The organism is Stenotrophomonas genospecies 5 (assembly GCF_054473825.1).
In genome coordinates, this window is sequence record NZ_JBTMUW010000001.1 from 2,274,927 (window position 1) to 2,291,829 (window position 16,903).

Genomic DNA, 16,903 nt, shown 5'->3' on the forward strand with positions numbered 1-16,903 from the left:
CGCATCGGACGATTGATTCTGCGCACTCGGTTGGGCAGGCAAGGTCTGCTGAGGCGAAACCTAATCACGCTTTTTTTTACTGTCAACAACCCCCGCGAAAAATTTTCACATTGGCGCCGTCCCGGACACCGTCTCCAGCGTCCTCGTTTCGCTTCCGCAGACACCGCTGGCGTGCGCAACACGACCGCCACGCGCGCCACTGCGTGCGCGCGCGCTCAAGAAAAAACACTTGAAATAAGCACTCTGCGTAGATGCGTGCCATTCCTGCGCCACCTCGCGCGCGCGCCCGGGCTACGTATCGCAGCGGCCTGCCGCGCCACCACAACGGGGCCGCAACGAGGCAGGAAAAGTTTTCACATTCGAACGCGCCGGCGCGGGGTGGAAACGCGGATTTGCGCAAAACTGCGCGCGTCCGAAGACACCCTTCCGAAGCGCCTGATGCCGCGTCGTGGGTGTGCAGCGAACCGGGCGTCATGAGTCCGGCGCGGTCGCCGGAACGAAAACGGCCACCCGAAGGTGGCCGTTTTCAAACCAGGAAACAACGACTCAGTGGTCGTCGTTCTCCAGGACTTCGGCGTAAGCGTCCGGGTCCAGCAGCTCGTTGATCTCTTCGGCGTTGGACAGCTCGACCACGAACATCCAGCCTTCGCCGTAGGCATCTTCGTTGATGGTTTCCGGCTTGTCCGACAGCGCCGAGTTGACCTCGACGATCTTGCCGCTGATCGGGCTGTAGACGTCCGAAGCCGCCTTCACCGACTCGACGACAGCGATCTGCTCGCCGGCCTTGGCGTCGGCGCCGACCTCCGGCAGTTCGACGTAGACCAGGTCACCCAGCAGGCCCTGGGCGTGGTCGGAAATACCGACAGTAACGCGGCCATTGCCTTCGACACGGGCCCACTCGTGGGACTTGAGGAACTTGAGGTCGCCGGGGATCTCGCTCATGGGACTGCTCCAGGATTTGCAGGGGGTGGAAAAAACGGGGCTAGTGTAACCAACCGGCCGCCACTGCTGTCAGTGACGTCCGGCACGTTCGGATCAGGCGTCGGCGAGCACGCCGGGCTGGGCCTGGCCTTCGCGCACGAAGGGGAACTTGACCACGCGCACCGGCACCTGCCGGCCACGGATATCGACCGTGACCTGGCCGAGGTCACCTGCCGGCACTCGGGCAAAGGCGATGCCCTTGGCCAGCGTCGGCGAGAAGGTGCCGGACAGGATTTCGCCCTGGCCGCCGGCCGTGGTGACTACCTGGCCGTGGCGCAGGACACCCTTCTCGTCCATCACCAGGCCGATCATCTGCCGCGCATTGCCGGCGGCCTTCTGCGCTTCCAGCACGTCGCGACCGATGAAGTCACGGCCTTCGTCCAGCGACACCGTCCAGGCCAGTGCGGCTTCGTACGGGCTGATGGCTTCGTCCATGTCCTGGCCGTACAGATTCATGCCGGCCTCCAGGCGCAGGGTGTCGCGGGCACCGAGGCCAGCCGGCTTCACGCCTGCAGACAGCAGGCGGTTCCAGAACCCGACCACGGCCTCCTGCGGCAGCAGGATCTCGAAACCGTCCTCACCGGTGTAACCGGTACGGGCAACGAACAGTTCGACGCCCTCATCGGACCGCACCTGCAGCGCGGCGAAGCGGCCGAGCTTGCCCAGCGCCTCGCGGTCGGCGGCGCCGACCAGACCAATGACGAGCTCGCGCGCCTGCGGCCCCTGCACCGCGAGGATGGCCAGGTCAGGACGCTGTTCAACGGACACGTTGAACGGAGCGGCCTGCGTACGCAGCCAGGCCAGATCCTTCTCGCGGGTGGAGGCGTTGACCACCATGCGGAAGAAGTCCTCGCCCAGGTAATAGACGATGAGGTCATCGATGACGCCGCCTTCGGCATTGAGCATGCACGAGTACAGCGCCTTGCCCGGCACCTTCAGCTTGTCGATGGAATTGGCCAGCAGGCGGCGCAGGAACGGCTTGACCTGCTCGCCGCGCAGGTCCACCACGGTCATGTGGCTGACGTCGAACACGCCGGCCTCGCGACGCACCAGATGGTGCTCATCCAGCTGCGAGCCGTAGTGGATGGGCATGTCCCAACCCCCGAAATCGACCATCTTGGCGCCGAGGGCGCGGTGGGTATCGTTGAGCAGCGTCTTCTGGGTCATGACCGTTCCGGCAGCAGAGGAAACAAGAACCCCCATTATCCCAGATCGATCGCCCACGGGCGTGCCGCACCGCAGCGGTTCGCGCACGCACCGCCCGCAGGCTCAGCTGGCCGCTTCAACCACCAGCGTGCTGCCCTGCACCGCGACCACCCGCACCCGTGCCCCGGCCGGCAGTTCCGGACCGCTGACCTGCCAGTACGCATCGTCGATGCTGACCCGACCCTGCCCGTCCGTGATGCCCTGCTGCAATGGCACCACCCGACCGATCAGCTGCTCGGCGCGGCGGTTCAGCAACGGCTTGTCGCTGGCGCGTGCCCGCGACCTGCCCCAGCGCCGGTAGCACTGGATCGAAAGCACGCTCAGCACGACGAAGGCGACCACCTGCCACAGCAGCGGAATGCCGGCAAAGATCGCCACCAGCACGAACACCGCTGCAGCGCCGATGCCGATCCACAGCATGAACGCGCCGGGCAGCAGAGCCTCCGCAGCGAACAGGAGCAGGGCCAGCGCCCCCCAGGCGACGACGTCCCAGCGCATGTCAGCCTCCGATCGGCGGCGGTCGCTTGCCGGCCGCCTTGTTGTCCTGGCTCGCCAGTGCCTGCTTGGCCAGCTCGGCCACGCCGGCGATGGAGCCGATCACCCCACTGGCCTCCATCGGCATCAGCACCAGCTTCTGGTTCGGCGAGCTGGCCAGTTCCTTGAACGCTTCCACGTACTTCTGGGCGACGAAGTAGTTGATCGCCTGCACATCGCCCTCGGCGATCGCCGCCGACACCACCTTGGTCGCCATCGCTTCGGCTTCCGCCAGGCGCTCGCGTGCCTCCGCATCGCGGAACGCTGCCTCGCGCCGCCCTTCCGCCTCCAGCACGGTGGCCTGCTTCTCGCCATCGGCGCGCAGGATCTCCGACTGCCGCGAGCCTTCCGCCTCCAGGATCTGCGCACGCTTCTCGCGCTCGGCCTTCATCTGCCGCGCCATCGCGTCGAGCAGATCGCGGGGCGGCTGGATGTCGCGGATCTCGATGCGGTTCACCTTCACGCCCCACGGGTTGGTGGCATGGTCGACCACGCTGAGCAGCTGGGCATTGATCACCTCGCGCTGGCTCAGCGATTCGTCCAGGTCCATCGAGCCGATCACGGTACGGATGTTGGTCTGGACCAGAGCGATCATGGCCACTTCCAGGTTGGCCACCTCATAGGCGGCCTTGGCGGCGTCCAGCACCTGGAAGAACACCACCCCGTCGACGCGCACGGCGGCGTTGTCCTTGGTGATCACTTCCTGGCTGGGTACATCCAGCACTTGCTCCATCATGTTCACCTTGCGCCCCACGCCGTACACGATGGGGATCAGGAAGTGCAGGCCGGGGGTCATGGTGTGGGTGTAGCGGCCGAACCGCTCGACAGTCCATTCATATCCCTGCGGCACCATGCGCACGGCCTTGAACAGGATGACCACGGCCACGAAGGCCAGTACCACGGTAAAGAACATGGTCGGGAACATCAGGCTTTCCTTATCGGTAGACGTCCAACCCCGAGCATAGCGTGTGAATGCGGCGTGCACACGTTCTCACCACCGCACCCGCCCGCGCAGGATGTCGATGAACATCACCCAGTCGCCTAGGAACGAGTACAGCGGGTGGCGGAACGTGGCCGGGCGGTTCTTCTCGAAGAAGAAGTGCCCCACCCACGCGAACCCGTACCCACAGACCAATGCCGTCAACAGCAGCAGCGGCTGGCCGCGCAGGATCGCCGCAGCGACCAGCAGCAGTACGCCGCAGCTGCCGATGAAGTGCAGGCGCCGCGACACCGGATGGCGGTGCTCGCTGAGATAGAACGGATAGAAGTCACGGAAGCTGGAGAAACGGGACATGTGCGCACTCTCAACGCCACGATCGGCCCCATCATGCCCCTTTCCGGCGGGCCTGGCACCGCCGGCGGTCAGCCCGGCTGGCGCGGCCCGAACATGATCACCGCCATGCCCGCCAGGCACAGTGCAGCACCCAGCAGATCCCAGCGGCTGGGCCGGATGCCATCGACCAGCCACAGCCAGAACAGCGCGGTGCCGATGTACACGCCACCGTAGGCGGCATAGACGCGGCCACTGGCGGTCGGATGCAGGGTCAGCAGCCAGGCGAACAGGGCCAGACTGGCCGCCGCCGGCAGCAGCAGCCAGACGCTGCCTCCTTTGCGCAGCCACAGCCACGGCAGGTAGCAGCCGACGATCTCGGCCAGCGCGGTCAGCAGGAACAGGCCGAGTGTCTTCATTCCTTCTCGGCGGCCTTGGCGTGCTGCCAGAGCGCTTCCTGCGCGTCCAGGTCCAGCGAGGCGAGGGATGTGCCCTGTGCCTCGGCCTGTGCCTCCATGGCCCGGAAGCGACGCTCGAACTTGTGGTTGGCACCGCGCAGCGCGGCGCCCAGGTCGATGTCGGCGTGGCGGGCCAGGTTGGCGCAGACGAACAACAGGTCGCCCAGTTCCTCCTGCAGCCGCGCCTTGTTGCCGGCGATGTCGCCGCGCTCGAACTCCTCGCGCAGTTCCTGCAGTTCCTCGGCGGCCTTGTCCAGGACCGGCAGCGGGCCCGGCCAGTCGAAGCCCACCTTGGCCGCGCGCGACTGCAGCTTCACCGCGCGTTGCCACTCCGGCAGGCCCCGCGAGATTCCAGCCAGGGCGGAATGGTCCTGTTCGCCCTTGGCTGCCCGCTCCGCGCGCTTGATCGCATCCCAGTTGCGCATGACCCCATCGGCATCATCGACGCTGACATCGGCGAAGACATGCGGATGGCGGCGCTGCATCTTGTCGCTGATCGCGCGGGCAACCTCTGCGAAAGCGAACGCCCCCTGCTCTTCGGCCATGCGAGCATGGAATACCACCTGCAGCAGCAGGTCGCCGAGCTCGTCGCAGAGATCATCGAGGTCACCGCGATCGATCGCGTCGGCGACTTCGTAGGCTTCCTCGATGGTGTATGGGGCAATGGTCGCAAAGTCCTGCTCCAGGTCCCACGGGCAGCCGCCCTGCGGATCACGCAGGCGGGCCATGATCGCCAGCAGGCGTTCCAGTTCGGTGCTGGCGGCACTGCCGGCGGTGGGGGTGTCATGCGCGCTCATGCGGCCTCCAGGTCAGTCGGACAACCAGTCGCGCCACGGCAGGCTGGTATCGCCAAGGGCGATGAAATCGCCGTTCAACAGCGTCTCGCGGCGGTTGTAGCGGAAAGGCTTGCCGGTCGCCGCCGAGAGGACCGCGCCGCCCGCCGCGTGCAGCACGCACTGGCCGGCGGCGGTATCCCATTCGGAGGTCGGGCCGAGCCGCGGGTACACATCCAGGCCCGCCTCGGCAATGCGGCAGAACTTCAGCGACGAGCCCTGGGCGATGGTCTCGATGCGGCCCATGCGCGCCAGCAGCGCTTCGGTTTCCGGCGAGCGGTGGGAGCGGCTTGCCGCCACCCGCAGCGGAGCGGTCGCCGGGCTGCGCGTGCGCAGCACGGTGTCGTGCAGTCCCTGCCGGCGGTACGCCAGTTCGCCGCGCATGGCGTGCCACAGAATGCCGGTGACCGGCGCCAGCACGACGCCAAACGCCGGGGCACCCTGGTAGATCAGGGCGATGTTGACGCTGAATTCGCCGTTGCGCTTGACGAACTCGCGGGTACCGTCAAGCGGATCGACCAGCCAGTAGGCGCCCCAATGGCGGCGCAGTTCCCAGGGCACCTGGGCCGACTCTTCAGACAGGATGGGCAGATCCGGGGTCAGTTGCCGCAGACCCTGCTCGATGACCTGGTTGGCGGCCAGGTCAGCGGCGGTCACCGGACTGTTGTCGTCCTTGATCCGCACGTCGAATCCTTCGGCGTAGACCTGCATGATGGCCTGGCCGGCTTCCTGCGCGATGGCGATCGCGGTCTCGCGCAGATCCGTGGTCAGCTTGATCATCGGGCTCCCTGCAGCCACTGGCGGGCGATGAACAACGCCGCCAGCGAGCGGCCCTCGGAAAAGTCCTCGCGCAGCATCAACCGGTCCAGCTCGGACAGCTTCCAGGGCACCACCTCCAGCTCCTCGGGCTCGTCACCGATCAGCTTTTCCGGATACAGGTCGCGCGCCACCACCAGCCACGACTGGTGGCTCATGTACGTCGGCGCCAGCGTCATGGCGCGCAGCACATCGACCCGATGCGCGCCATAGCCGGCCTCTTCCTTCAGTTCGCGATCGGCGGCCTGCTCGGGGGTCTCGCCGGCATCGATCCGGCCCTTGACCAGGCCAAGCTCGTAGCGATGTACCCCGGCGGCGTATTCACGTACCAGCAGCACCGTCTCGTCGTCGAGCATGGGCACCACCACCACCGCACCGTGGCCACGACTGACCAGACGCTCGAAGCGGCGGCGTTCACCATTGGAGAATTCCAGATCCAGATGCTGGCGCTGGAAGGGACCGTTCTCTTCATCGGTGATCCGATGGATGATCGGCAGGCGACGGCTGGCACGGTCATCGTTCATGCGGAATCTCCGCGGCGGCCGACGCGGGCGCCGGGGCCGATAGAATGTGCAGGCAGCAACATGTTCATGAGCCCGAAATGCTAGCAGACCCAACCCCCTCCCCGCTGGCCCTGCACTGGCGGCAACGCGACCTGCAGGTGCTGTGGCATCCGTGCACACAGATGCGCGAGCATCCCGACACCCTGCCGCTGGTGCCGATCGCGCGCGGCGAGGGTGCGTGGCTGATCGACCATGACGGCAACCGCTATCTGGATGCCGTCAGCAGCTGGTGGACGAATCTGTTCGGCCACGCCGAGCCCCGCATCGGCGGCGCCATCGCGGCCCAGGCCGGCCAGCTGGAACAGGTGATGCTGGCCGGCTTCAGCCATGAGCCGGCGATCACCCTGGCCGAACGCCTGCTGGCACTGGCCCCGCGGCAGGCCGGGCGCGATCCGCTGGCCAAGGTGTTCTACGCCGACAACGGCTCGGCCGGGGTGGAAGTGGCATTGAAAATGGCCTTCCATTACTTCCATAACCGCGGCGAGACCCGGCGTACGCGTTTCATCGCGCTGGAAAACGGCTACCACGGTGAAACGCTCGGTGCGCTGGCGCTGGGCGACATCCCACTGTACCGGCGGGTGTACGCGCCGTTGCTGGCCGAAGGGCTGTTCGCACCCTCGCCCGACGCCTACCTGGCCGAGCCAGGGCAGAGCGCCGCCGAGCGTGCGCGCCAGGCCGCCGATGGCCTGGCGACGCTGTTCGACCAGCACCCCGGTGAAGTATGCGCGGTGATCCTGGAACCCCGCCTGCAGTGCGCCGGTGGCATGCGCATGCATGATCCGGTGTACCTGCAGCGCGTGCGTGAGCTGTGCGACGCGCACGGTGCGTTCATGATCGCCGACGAGATCGCCACCGGCTTCGGTCGCACCGGTACGATGTTCGCCTGCGAACAGGCCGGGGTGATGCCGGACCTGATGTGCCTGTCCAAGGGCCTGACCGGCGGGTTCCTGCCGCTGGCCGCGGTCCTGGCCACGCAGGCCCTGTACGACGCCTTTCTCGACGACTCCCGCGAGCGTGCGTTCCTGCACTCGCACAGCTATACCGGCAATCCGCTGGCGTGCGCTGCGGCGCTGGCGACGCTGGACATCTTCGGCAGCGACGATGTGATCGCGCGCAACCGCGGCACCGCATCGGTGATGGGCACCCTCGCGGCACCGTTTGCCGACCACCCGCATGTGGCCGATGTGCGCCAGGCCGGCATGGTGGTGGCATTCGAACTGTCGCGCGGCGGCGACAGGCGCACGCCCTTCGACCCCGGACTGCGGCTCGGCCTGCACGCGTACAAGGCAGCACTGAAGCGCGGCGTGGTCCTTCGCCCGCTGGGCGATGTGCTGTACTGGATGCCACCGTACTGCGTGGACGACGAACAACTGGATCTGCTGGCGCATACCACGCTGGCCGCCATCGACGAGGCGATTGCATGCGCGTGACCCGCTGTCCCATCGACCTGCCGCTGCACAGCGGCCAGACCGTGACCCTGCCCGAGGAGACCGCCAACCACCTGGTGCGGGTGATGCGCCTGCGCGAAGGCGATGGCTGCGTCCTGTTCAACGGCGATGGCCATGACTACGCTGCGACGCTGACCGTGGTCGGCAAGCGCGAAGTGCAGGCACGCATCGACAGCGTGCAGGCCATCGACATCGAATCGCCGCTGGCCATCACCCTGATGCAGGGCATCGCGCGCGGCGAAAAGATGGACCTGATCCTGCAGAAGGCCACCGAACTCGGCGTCAGCAGCATCCTGCCGGTGAACGCGGAACGTACCGAGGTGAAGCTGGACGCGGCCCGCGCGGAAAAGCGCGTGGCGCACTGGAACAACGTCGTGCAGTCGGCCTGTGGCCAGTCCGGGCGCGCGTGCATTCCACGGGTGGGTGCCCCGCTGTCGCTGGCGCAGGCGACCGCTGCGCTGCCCGCCGATACGCTGCGGTTGACCCTGGACCCGATGGGTTCGCACCGGCTGTCGACATTGGCAGCGGCGCCCGCGGGCGGCATCGTGATCGCGATCGGCCCGGAGGGCGGCTGGTCGCCACGCGACCGCGAGCAGCTGGCCGCCGCCGGCTTCCAGGGCCTGCAGCTGGGCCCGCGCATCCTGCGCACGGAAACCGCCGGGCTGGCCGCGATCGCCGCGTTGCAGGCGCGGCTGGGTGATCTCGGTTAGGTCCACCGACAACCTGCACGCCAACGGCAGCGCCGGGCCATGCTTGGCGGCCGGTGTCCGGGGGGCGGCCTCAGGCCGCCAGTGAAGCCAGCGCGCTTTCCAGTGCGTCCAGATTCGGCAGCAGCGCGCTCTGCTCACCCAGCAGTACGCGCATGTGCACGATCTGCGGCAGGGTCTCCTCCGACGCATCGGCCAGCAGACCATCGCGCGGCACCGAGATCAACTGCGGGAAGTTCTGGGTCAGCAACGCGTAATACGGCCGCTGCTGATCGCCGCTGAGCGCCTTCAGTACCACCACCTTGTTGTGGACACCGGCTGCCTCGTCCCCCAGCCCCGAAAGCCGTGCGAATGACACCAGCGGCACCTGCCAGCCATGCCAGGCGATCTCGCCGACCAGCCAGCGGGGGGCGTCGGCCACCGGCTGCACCGGCACCCGCGACATCATTTCGGCCACCGTGGCATTGGGCAGCAGCACGCGTTCGTTGCCGGCCTGGATCAGGACACCACGGATTTCATCGTTGCTGGCGTAACTCATGGAGCTTCTCCGTTGTGGTCACCCTCGCCCCAGCGCGCGGCGATGATCTGCGCCAGTTCCTGCGGTTCGCCAGCGGCCATGCCGGCGGCCACCACGGCGGTGGCGGCGGCCGGGTCGTAGCATCCCTCCCCCACCTGCCCAGCCACCCACGCGCCGGCGGCAGCCAGGTCCAGCGCCGGCCCGACATGGCCCAGATCGGCACCGCTGAGCAGTACCAGTGCGGTGTACTGGGCCGGCAACGCGGCAATCGAGATGCCCTGCGCGTCGGTCAGGAAATGCAGGCCGTCGCTGGCCGCGCGGACGCCGATGTCATCGGCCAGCACATGCACCTGCCCGGGCGTGGCGCGCTGGCCGGCTTCGGCCAGCTGCACCGGCAGCGGCGAGACACGCGCCATCTGCTTGACGAGATTGCCGTAGCGGCCCCCATCCAGGCGCATGTGCACCAGCACCGGCACCGCCAATGCCGAAGGCAGCGCGCCCAGCAGGCGACGCAACGCATCAGGGCCACCGATCCCGGCCAGCACCAGCAGCGCGCCCGCGCGTGCGCCGGGCGGGGCGGCCGCATCCAGGTCGACCAGGCTCAGGTGGTCGGTATCGAACGACGATGAGCGCGCCTCGACCTCCGCTGCGGCGTACGCCGGGGTGGCGGCATCGGCCGACTCGTCCACCAGCGACCACGCGGTGTGATCGAACGTCACCGACGGTGCCGTGGGGGGTTCTGTCCGTGCGACCGGCGCTTCCGGCGGTTCGGGCACGATCGGCTGCAGCGCGGCCAGAGCGTGTTCGAACGCGACCGGTTCATGCAGCTGCGCCGGCGGTGCGTACAGGCCATCGGCTGGCACGTCGTCGGCCCAGCGGTGTGCCTGTTGCAGGTGCGTCTGCAGCGCTGCCTCCTGCGGTGCAGGTGGCGGCGCAGGACGACCGGGCTCCAGCTGCAGGGCCGGTTCGTCCTCGGCGCCCGGCGGCAGCACCTGCTGGTGTCCATGCAGCTTGGCGGCCAGGTGACGCCCCCAGCGCTGCGCCTCCCAGCCGTTCCGGCGCGCGGCCAGCTCGGCTTCGTCGAACACCAGGGTCAGGCCCGGGGCCGACAGCACGGGCTCCAGGCGTTCCAGTGCGTCCTCGATCGCCGCTTCCAGTGCGATCACCACGAACTGCGGCCGCGCGTCATGCAGCGCCTGCGGTTCAAGGCCATTCGGGTCGTCTTCCAGCACGATCTGCACGTCGGCGTGCGCCAGTGCTTCGCGCAGGCGCTCACGCGCCGCGCCAGGCCGGGCCAGCAGGGCGACGGCCGGGTTGGCTTCACTCTCGGACACGGGCGATCCCCAGCAGGTCGTACACGTTACGCATCAGGTCCAGCTCCTGATAAGGCTTGCCCAGGTAGCGCTGGACGCCGATTTCGAAAGCGCGCTGCCGGTGCTTGTCGCCGCTGCGCGAGGTGATCATCACGATCGGAACGTCCCGGTAACGCGGGTCGGCGCGCATCGCGGTGGCCAGCTCGTAGCCGTCCATGCGCGGCATCTCGATATCCAGCAGCATCAGGTCGGGAACACGCTCCTCCAGCCGCTCCAGCGCCTCCACGCCATCGCGGGCGACGCTGACCTCGAAGTTGTGGCGCTCCAGGATGCGGCCGGTGACCTTGCGCATGGTCAGCGAGTCGTCGACCACCATCACCAGCGGCACCTGCCGTTCCTGACGCGGCGCATTGACCAGCACCGGCGGCGTCGGGTTGGCCAGGTAACGACGCACCAGCGGCGCCACGTCCAGGATCACCACCACACGGCCATCGCCGGTGATGGTGGCACCGTAGATGCCCGGCACCGATGCGATCTGCAGGCCGACCGGCTTGACCACGATTTCGCGGTTGCCCAGCACCTGGTCGATCGCCACGGCAGCTCGCAGGTCGCCGGCGCGGACCAGCAGCAGCGGCACCTGCGCCTGGCCCTCGGCACGTGCCGGTGCCTGGCCGACCAGGCTGCCCAGGTCGTACAGCGGATAGTCTTCGCCGCTGTAGCGATAGCTGCTGTCGGCGGCCTCGAAGCGCTCGCGCGAGAGGCGGCCGATACCGCTGACCGAAGCCACCGGCACGGCAAAGGTGGTTTCGCCGATCTGCACGAACACGGCCTGGGTGACGGCCAGCGTCTGCGGCAGGCGCAGGGTGAAACGCACGCCCTGGCCACGCACCGACTGGATATCGACCGAGCCACCCAGCTGGCGCACTTCATTGCGCACCACGTCCATGCCCACGCCGCGGCCTGCCAGCTGGCTGACCTGGTCGGCGGTGGAGAAGCCCGATGCGAAGATCAGATTGTCCAGTTCGTGATCGGCAGGCTGCGCGTCGGCGGCCAGCAGGCCACGGTCGATCGCGCGGCGACGGATCGCCTCCCGATCCAGACCGGCGCCGTCATCGGCCACGTCCAGCACGATTTCCGAGCCTTCGCGATGCAGGCGGATGGCAATCTCGCCCTCTTCCGGCTTGCCGGCGGCACGGCGCTGCTCCGGCGCCTCCAGGCCATGGGCCACCGAGTTGCGCAGCATGTGCTCCAGTGGCGCGACCATGCGGTCGAGGACGTTGCGGTCCAGTTCGCCATGGGTGCCTTCCAGGGTCAGGTGGACCTGCTTGCCGGTGTCGATGCCGGCCTGGCGCACCACGCGGCGCAGACGCGGCACCAGGCCGTCGAACGGCACCATCCGCGCACGCATCAGGCCATCCTGCAGCTCCGAACTGACGCGCGACTGTTGCTGCAGCAAGGCATCGTACTGCCGCGAGAGATCGTCCAGCACGCCCTGCAGGCCGCCCAGGTCGGCGGCGGACTCGTTCAGCGCACGGCTGAGCTGCTGCAGGGTGGAGAAGCGGTCCAGTTCCAGCGGATCGAACTTCTGGTCGGCCTGGTCCTGCTCACGCTGGTAGCGGGCAACGATCTGCGCTTCGGTCTCCAGGTCGAGGCGACGCAGCTGGTCGCGCAGACGCGCGTTGGTGCGTTCAAGCTCGCCCATCGCGCCGCGGAAGGCGCCGAGCTGCTGCTCCAGGCGCGACCGGTAGATCGCCACCTCACCTGCGTGATTGACCAGGCGGTCGAGCAGATCCGCGCGCACGCGCACCTGCTCCTGCTGGGGACGTGCCAGCGGATCGTCCTCGACCGTGCTTTCGACCGGCAACGGCGCGGACAGCGGTGCATCGACCAGGGCAACGTTCGCGGGTACGACGGTGGTTTCAGTCTCCACCGGGCCAGCCGTGCCGACGGCGGCAGCCGCTGCCGGATCGGTGGCGGTACGTGCCTCGAAAGCATCGACCAGGTCCTGCGCCGGTTCCACCACACGATGCTCGCCGGTACGGGTCAGCAGCTGGTGCAGGCGATCGAAACCGCGCTCGAGCAGCTGCACGTCGCGGCGCTCGATCTCGGTGCGCCCCGCCGCGACCACCTCCAGCAGCGATTCGATGCTGTGGCCGAGGTCGCCGATGGCGTTGATGCCGGCCATGCGTGCGCCGCCCTTCAGCGTATGCAGGTCACGCTGCAGGCCGGCAAGCACTTCGCGGTCCTGCGGCGCATCGCGCAGCTCGCTGATCAGGCCATCGCAGTGATCAAGCAGGTCCTTGCCTTCTTCGACGAAGATGTCGACCAGCTCGCGGTCATACACGGTGAAGTCAAGCAGATCGGCAGGCTCCTCGCCCACGCTGCCTTCCGGTTCCGGTTCCGGCATCGGCTCGATCGGCTCGTGTGCCGGCACGTCATCTTCGGCAACCGGACCCTCGACCGGCGTGGAACCGCCCGGTCCGGCAGCGCCGCTGCCCTGGCCCGGCGCGTCTTCCATCTCAAAGAACGGTGACGGCGGCGCGGCTGCCGGCTGCGGATCGACCGCAGGCTCTGCAAGGGACTCCCCGGCATTCACCGTCGCCGGGGACGGCGGGTCGGCGCTCTCTCCTTCACCGACCGCCGTCTCCCCGCCGACGTCCGCATCCTCGGCGAAGGCCTCTGCCTCGCCCGGCGCGAGTTCGCTGGCCTGCAGGCCGAGCACGGACCACTGCCCGTCGTCGGCCGGAGTCTGCTCTTCGTCGATCACATGCAGGCCGGCTTCGAGCGCAGCTTCCAATGTGACCGGTTCCGCAAAACCCGGCGCAGCCATGTCATCCTGCAGGCTCGACAGCGTGCTGTCGAGTGGCAGTGCAGCAGCGTCATCACTCGCATCGAACCCTTCCACGTCATCCCATGACGTATTCAGGTCGATCGCTTCTGTGAACGCGGCGGCGTCCGCCGCCTCATCCGCATCACGGTCGTCGACCGGCAGCGCGCTGGCGTCCAGGTACGGCGACAGGTCGTCCGCGCCTGTCAGCGCAGCGTCTTCGGCCAGCGCGGGGAGCGCATCGGCGACCACCGGCGACACGACCGCTGCGGATTCATCGGCAGCGGCAGCGACCGGTGGCAGCGTGGCTGCGGCCTCCTGTCCGGTACCGCCCAGCGACGGCCAACCGGCGTCGAAGTAGCGCGAAAGGTCATCACTGGCCGTGAGCTCGGCCATGTCCAGTCCGTCCTTCGCCGGATCGGCTGCGGGCACGTCATGGGTGTCAGCAGGTGCACTGTCGATCCCGGCGTTGATTTCGGCGTCGATGTCGCTCTGCGCATCGGCAGGAAGCTGCGCGTCCACCTCGTGCGCAGGCTCTCCATCGGTCGCGAGCGCCTCTTCGTCATCCAGCCCCACCAGCGGCCAGCGCGCTTCCGGCAGTTCGCCGGCCAGGGCCTGCAGGCGCTGTACCAGCGCAGGCTGAGGCGCAATGCGCGGCTGCTCCGCCTGCAATGCTTCCATGGTCGCGGTAATGGCCTGCGCGGTCGCATCGAGCGCAGCAACACCGTCGTCGCCCGGCACCACATCGGCGGCCAGGGCCCGCTTGATATAGGATTCGGCGCCGCCCGTGACCGCCGTGATCTCCGGCACCTCGGTCATCGCGAAGGCGCCGTTCATGGTGTGCACGGCGCGCAGCAGCGCATCGCTCACCGGCTGTGGTGCCTGCTGCGCCGAGCGCAGCCACGCCTGCAGGGTTGCCTGGTGGACCTCCACCTCGGCTTCGAGGATCTCGCGCAGCACGCTGTCGATATTGGCCGGAGTCCCCTCGACCGCGGTCGCGTTCCCGGCGTCGGCTGTCGTCGCCGCTTCCGCTTCGAGAATGCGGCTGATCTCGTCCTCGCCCTCTTCCGCCGCCGGCGCCACCGGTGCGGGCGCCGCAGCCGGCAGCGGCACGTAGAACGTCTCTTCGCCGGCACCCACGCGATCGGCGACGGCCTGCATCGCCTGCAGATCGACACTGATGCGCTGGCCATGACGCAGTGCGTCGCTCAGCTGCGGCAAGGCGGCATGCGCGTGATCAACCATCGCCAGCACGGCCGGCGTGGCCGGACGGCTGCCGTCAAGCACACGGTTGAGCATGCCTTCGATCTTCCACGCGAACTCGCCCAGCGTCCGCGCACCGACCAGACGGCCGCTGCCCTTGAGGGTGTGGAAGATGCGGCGGATCGGCCGCAGCCGGTCCAGATTGTCCGGCTGCGCGTGCCATGCCGGCAGCAGCGCGCCGAGGTTGGCACGCTCGTCGTCGAACTCTTCCAGGAACACCTCGCGGATGTCCTCGTCGATGTTCTCCGCATCATCGTCGAAGCCGGCATCGAAGCCCGCTTCGGACGCAGCCGTGATCGCGACCGGCGCGTCGGCGGCCGATGGCATCGCCCGCGGGTTGAAGTCCTCCGCGGCGGCGCTCAGTTCAGCGAAGAACCGGGCATCGGCTTCGCTGAAATCGATCGGTGCGATGGTGTCGATCTCGATCAGGGCCACCGCCGGTGCTGCATCTGCGGCAGGCGATGCGTCCGCGGCGAGGGTGACCGGATCCGTTGGCTCCGCATCAACGCTGTCCAGCACCGGATGCAGGTCTGCGTCGTCTTCCAGCACCAGCGTTTCCATCGCATGCAAGGACAGCACGTCGTCGGCGTTGTCCAGTGCATCGGCGTCGAAACGGAATACGACTTCATCAGCCGCCACATCCGCGGCGCCATGCTCGGCGGCCACCGGATCGAATACCGGCGCCGACGTGATATCCGGGGTACCGGATCTGGACGCGAACGTCACCGTGTCGTCGCCGGAGACCGACGGTGCATCCGCCATGTCGTCCACCTGGGACAGCGTCCACTGCGGTGCCTCGGCCGGTGCCGGATCGATCGTTTCGTCGCTGGCCAAGGCAGGCGCATGTGCATCGTCCGAGTGCCCGGCACCGACCTCCACAGCGGCAAGGTCCCATTGCGGCACGGCCGGGGCCGGTGCGCTGGACGCAGCGAACACCAGCGAGCCACCGGCATCGGGCGTCGTCCCGGGTACCGCGACCGGTGCCGACAACCCACCGAACATCAGCCCGTTGTCGGTCACTGGCGGTGCCAGCGGCGGATCGAAGACGAAGTCCGGCAGGGCGGCAGCCACACTGCCGGCGGCGGGCGCGGCCGTGCTCACATCGATGTCGACATGGCCGGGCTGCAATGGCATCACCTGCAGGTCAACCGCCTCGCGCTCGACCGCCTGCACGCCCTGCGGCGCCTCGTCGATCGCGGCGCGCTCCGGCAGCGGCCAGTAGCGCAGCGCTTCCAGGCTGCTGCGGGTGATCTCCAGAATGTCCTCACGGCCCGGACGACGATCACGCAGGGCTTCGAGGTAGTACTCCAGGCTGGCCATGGCGTCGGCGAGCGTATCCAGCTGGCGCCCGCTGGGCACACGCTGGCGACCGATCAGCTCGGCGTCGATGTACTGCTGCACGCCGCGCAGGTAGTCGGCGGCAGTCCCCAGGTCGAGCATCCGCAGTGCACCGGCGACGTCGCCGAGCAGGCGCGGCACGTCCTGCAGTTCCGCGTGGTTCCAGCTGGTTTCGATGAACGCGACAAAGTGCTCGCGGGCCGCAGCGAAATTGGCGATGGCCTCGTGTGCCAGCACCTCGACGGTACGACGGTTTTCCACGGCGGCAGGGTCATCCTCGCCGCTGCCATCCGCACCCAGATGGGCAACCTGGTCATCCAGCGACGCATCGACGTAGAGCAGCGCGCCGGCGATGTCCAGCAACAGGTTCTCGTCGATCTGCTGGCGGCCCTCGACCACGCCGCGCAGCGCGTCGCGCTGCTGCACGACCACGCCGCGGGCCACGCCCAGGCCCATCATGCCCAGCGTATCGGCCACGGCCCCCAGTTCGTCGGCCTGCGTCTGCAGCTGTTCTGCTGCACCGCCGGTGCGCAGATGCAGGTCCAGCGCATCCTTGATGCGCAGCAGCTCTTCCTTCACCGCGCTGCCGACCGTATCGAGCAGTTCGCGGTTGCGCCCGCTCAGGCTGCCGCGCGCATGGTCGAGCTCGGCTTCGGTGGCGGTGACGCTGTCGGGAGCGAACGCGAACAGGACACTCTCGTTGATGCCGGCCGCACCGCGCGCGGCGCGGATGTCATTGAGCAGCGGCAGCAGCACGATCGGAATGTCGCGGTGGCCGTTCTGCAGGCGCTCCAGATAGTCGGGCAGCAGCACGCTGCCGCGCATCAGC

The 16,903-nt window shown here is 68.2% G+C and carries 14 protein-coding genes; 2 read left to right on the plus strand and 12 right to left on the minus strand.

The window, feature by feature from the left end; genetic code table 11:
* Window positions 1-546: 546 nt before the first annotated feature.
* The 9 genes from gcvH to nudE all read right to left on the minus strand — a co-directional run bounded on the left by gcvH (window position 547) and on the right by nudE (window position 6,622).
* Window positions 547-942 (minus strand): glycine cleavage system protein GcvH, encoded by a 396-nt coding sequence (gcvH, locus tag ACX9OW_RS10550; RefSeq protein WP_180876607.1) that lies wholly within the window; start codon window positions 940-942, stop codon window positions 547-549.
* A 93-nt stretch (window positions 943-1,035) separates the two neighbouring features.
* Window positions 1,036-2,148, minus strand: coding sequence for a glycine cleavage system aminomethyltransferase GcvT (gcvT, locus tag ACX9OW_RS10555; RefSeq protein ID WP_053520259.1), 1,113 nt, complete (start codon window positions 2,146-2,148; stop codon window positions 1,036-1,038).
* A 102-nt stretch (window positions 2,149-2,250) separates the two neighbouring features.
* Window positions 2,251-2,685, minus strand: a complete 435-nt coding sequence (locus tag ACX9OW_RS10560; RefSeq protein ID WP_053520258.1) for an NfeD family protein — start codon at window positions 2,683-2,685, stop codon at window positions 2,251-2,253.
* A 1-nt stretch (window position 2,686) separates the two neighbouring features.
* Window positions 2,687-3,646, minus strand: a complete 960-nt coding sequence (locus ACX9OW_RS10565; RefSeq protein ID WP_053520257.1) for an SPFH domain-containing protein — start codon at window positions 3,644-3,646, stop codon at window positions 2,687-2,689.
* A 66-nt stretch (window positions 3,647-3,712) separates the two neighbouring features.
* A complete protein-coding gene (locus ACX9OW_RS10570) occupies window positions 3,713-4,015 on the minus strand; it encodes a DUF962 domain-containing protein (RefSeq protein ID WP_053520256.1) in 303 nt (100 codons plus the stop codon).
* A gap of 68 nt (window positions 4,016-4,083) precedes the next feature.
* Window positions 4,084-4,410, minus strand: coding sequence for a YnfA family protein (locus tag ACX9OW_RS10575; protein ID WP_053520255.1), 327 nt, complete (start codon window positions 4,408-4,410; stop codon window positions 4,084-4,086).
* On the minus strand, window positions 4,407-5,246 hold the full coding sequence (gene mazG / locus ACX9OW_RS10580) for a nucleoside triphosphate pyrophosphohydrolase (RefSeq protein ID WP_053520254.1): 840 nt from the start codon (window positions 5,244-5,246) through the stop codon (window positions 4,407-4,409). Before mazG ends, ACX9OW_RS10575 begins: the two co-directional genes overlap by 4 nt.
* 12 nt (window positions 5,247-5,258) lie before the next feature.
* Window positions 5,259-6,062 (minus strand): 3'(2'),5'-bisphosphate nucleotidase CysQ, encoded by an 804-nt coding sequence (gene cysQ / locus ACX9OW_RS10585; RefSeq protein WP_053520253.1) that lies wholly within the window; start codon window positions 6,060-6,062, stop codon window positions 5,259-5,261.
* Entirely contained in the window at window positions 6,059-6,622 is a 564-nt protein-coding gene (gene nudE, locus ACX9OW_RS10590; RefSeq protein WP_053520252.1) for an ADP compounds hydrolase NudE, read from the minus strand. Before nudE ends, cysQ begins: the two co-directional genes overlap by 4 nt.
* A gap of 77 nt (window positions 6,623-6,699) precedes the next feature.
* Between nudE and bioA the strand changes: the two genes are divergently transcribed.
* Window positions 6,700-8,091, plus strand: coding sequence for an adenosylmethionine--8-amino-7-oxononanoate transaminase (bioA, locus tag ACX9OW_RS10595; RefSeq protein WP_065174790.1), 1,392 nt, complete (start codon window positions 6,700-6,702; stop codon window positions 8,089-8,091).
* Window positions 8,082-8,819, plus strand: coding sequence for a 16S rRNA (uracil(1498)-N(3))-methyltransferase (locus ACX9OW_RS10600; RefSeq protein ID WP_197601054.1), 738 nt, complete (start codon window positions 8,082-8,084; stop codon window positions 8,817-8,819). The genes bioA and ACX9OW_RS10600 overlap by 10 nt, the downstream gene beginning before the upstream one ends.
* Before the next feature lie 70 nt (window positions 8,820-8,889).
* On the opposite strand, the gene ACX9OW_RS10605 is transcribed toward ACX9OW_RS10600, so the two are convergent.
* Genes ACX9OW_RS10605 through ACX9OW_RS10615 form a run of 3 tightly spaced genes read right to left on the minus strand, consistent with a single transcriptional unit; the run spans window position 8,890 to window position 16,899 of the window.
* Complete coding sequence (locus ACX9OW_RS10605; RefSeq protein ID WP_053518915.1) at window positions 8,890-9,354, minus strand: chemotaxis protein CheW; 465 nt, start codon at window positions 9,352-9,354, stop codon at window positions 8,890-8,892.
* Window positions 9,351-10,667 carry a chemotaxis protein CheB gene (locus ACX9OW_RS10610; RefSeq protein WP_459062245.1) on the minus strand — a complete coding sequence of 439 codons (1,317 nt, stop codon included), beginning with the start codon at window positions 10,665-10,667 and terminating at the stop codon, window positions 9,351-9,353. Before ACX9OW_RS10610 ends, ACX9OW_RS10605 begins: the two co-directional genes overlap by 4 nt.
* Window positions 10,654-16,899, minus strand: coding sequence for an Hpt domain-containing protein (locus ACX9OW_RS10615; protein ID WP_459062479.1), 6,246 nt, complete (start codon window positions 16,897-16,899; stop codon window positions 10,654-10,656). Before ACX9OW_RS10615 ends, ACX9OW_RS10610 begins: the two co-directional genes overlap by 14 nt.
* Window positions 16,900-16,903: the final 4 nt, after the last annotated feature.

Bases quoted from the DNA above. Each gene is read 5' to 3' on its own strand.
- gcvH (WP_180876607.1), bottom strand. From the start codon at position 942: ATGAGCGAGATCCCCGGCGACCTCAAGTTCCTCAAGTCCCACGAGTGG.
- gcvT (WP_053520259.1), bottom strand. From the start codon at position 2,148: ATGACCCAGAAGACGCTGCTCAACGATACCCACCGCGCCCTCGGCGCC.
- ACX9OW_RS10560 (WP_053520258.1), bottom strand. From the start codon at position 2,685: ATGCGCTGGGACGTCGTCGCCTGGGGGGCGCTGGCCCTGCTCCTGTTC.
- ACX9OW_RS10565 (WP_053520257.1), bottom strand. From the start codon at position 3,646: ATGTTCCCGACCATGTTCTTTACCGTGGTACTGGCCTTCGTGGCCGTG.
- ACX9OW_RS10570 (WP_053520256.1), bottom strand. From the start codon at position 4,015: ATGTCCCGTTTCTCCAGCTTCCGTGACTTCTATCCGTTCTATCTCAGC.
- ACX9OW_RS10575 (WP_053520255.1), bottom strand. From the start codon at position 4,410: ATGAAGACACTCGGCCTGTTCCTGCTGACCGCGCTGGCCGAGATCGTC.
- mazG (WP_053520254.1), bottom strand. From the start codon at position 5,246: ATGAGCGCGCATGACACCCCCACCGCCGGCAGTGCCGCCAGCACCGAA.
- cysQ (WP_053520253.1), bottom strand. From the start codon at position 6,062: ATGATCAAGCTGACCACGGATCTGCGCGAGACCGCGATCGCCATCGCG.
- nudE (WP_053520252.1), bottom strand. From the start codon at position 6,622: ATGAACGATGACCGTGCCAGCCGTCGCCTGCCGATCATCCATCGGATC.
- bioA (WP_065174790.1), top strand. From the start codon at position 6,700: ATGCTAGCAGACCCAACCCCCTCCCCGCTGGCCCTGCACTGGCGGCAA.
- ACX9OW_RS10600 (WP_197601054.1), top strand. From the start codon at position 8,082: ATGCGCGTGACCCGCTGTCCCATCGACCTGCCGCTGCACAGCGGCCAG.
- ACX9OW_RS10605 (WP_053518915.1), bottom strand. From the start codon at position 9,354: ATGAGTTACGCCAGCAACGATGAAATCCGTGGTGTCCTGATCCAGGCC.
- ACX9OW_RS10615 (WP_459062479.1), bottom strand. From the start codon at position 16,899: ATGCGCGGCAGCGTGCTGCTGCCCGACTATCTGGAGCGCCTGCAGAAC.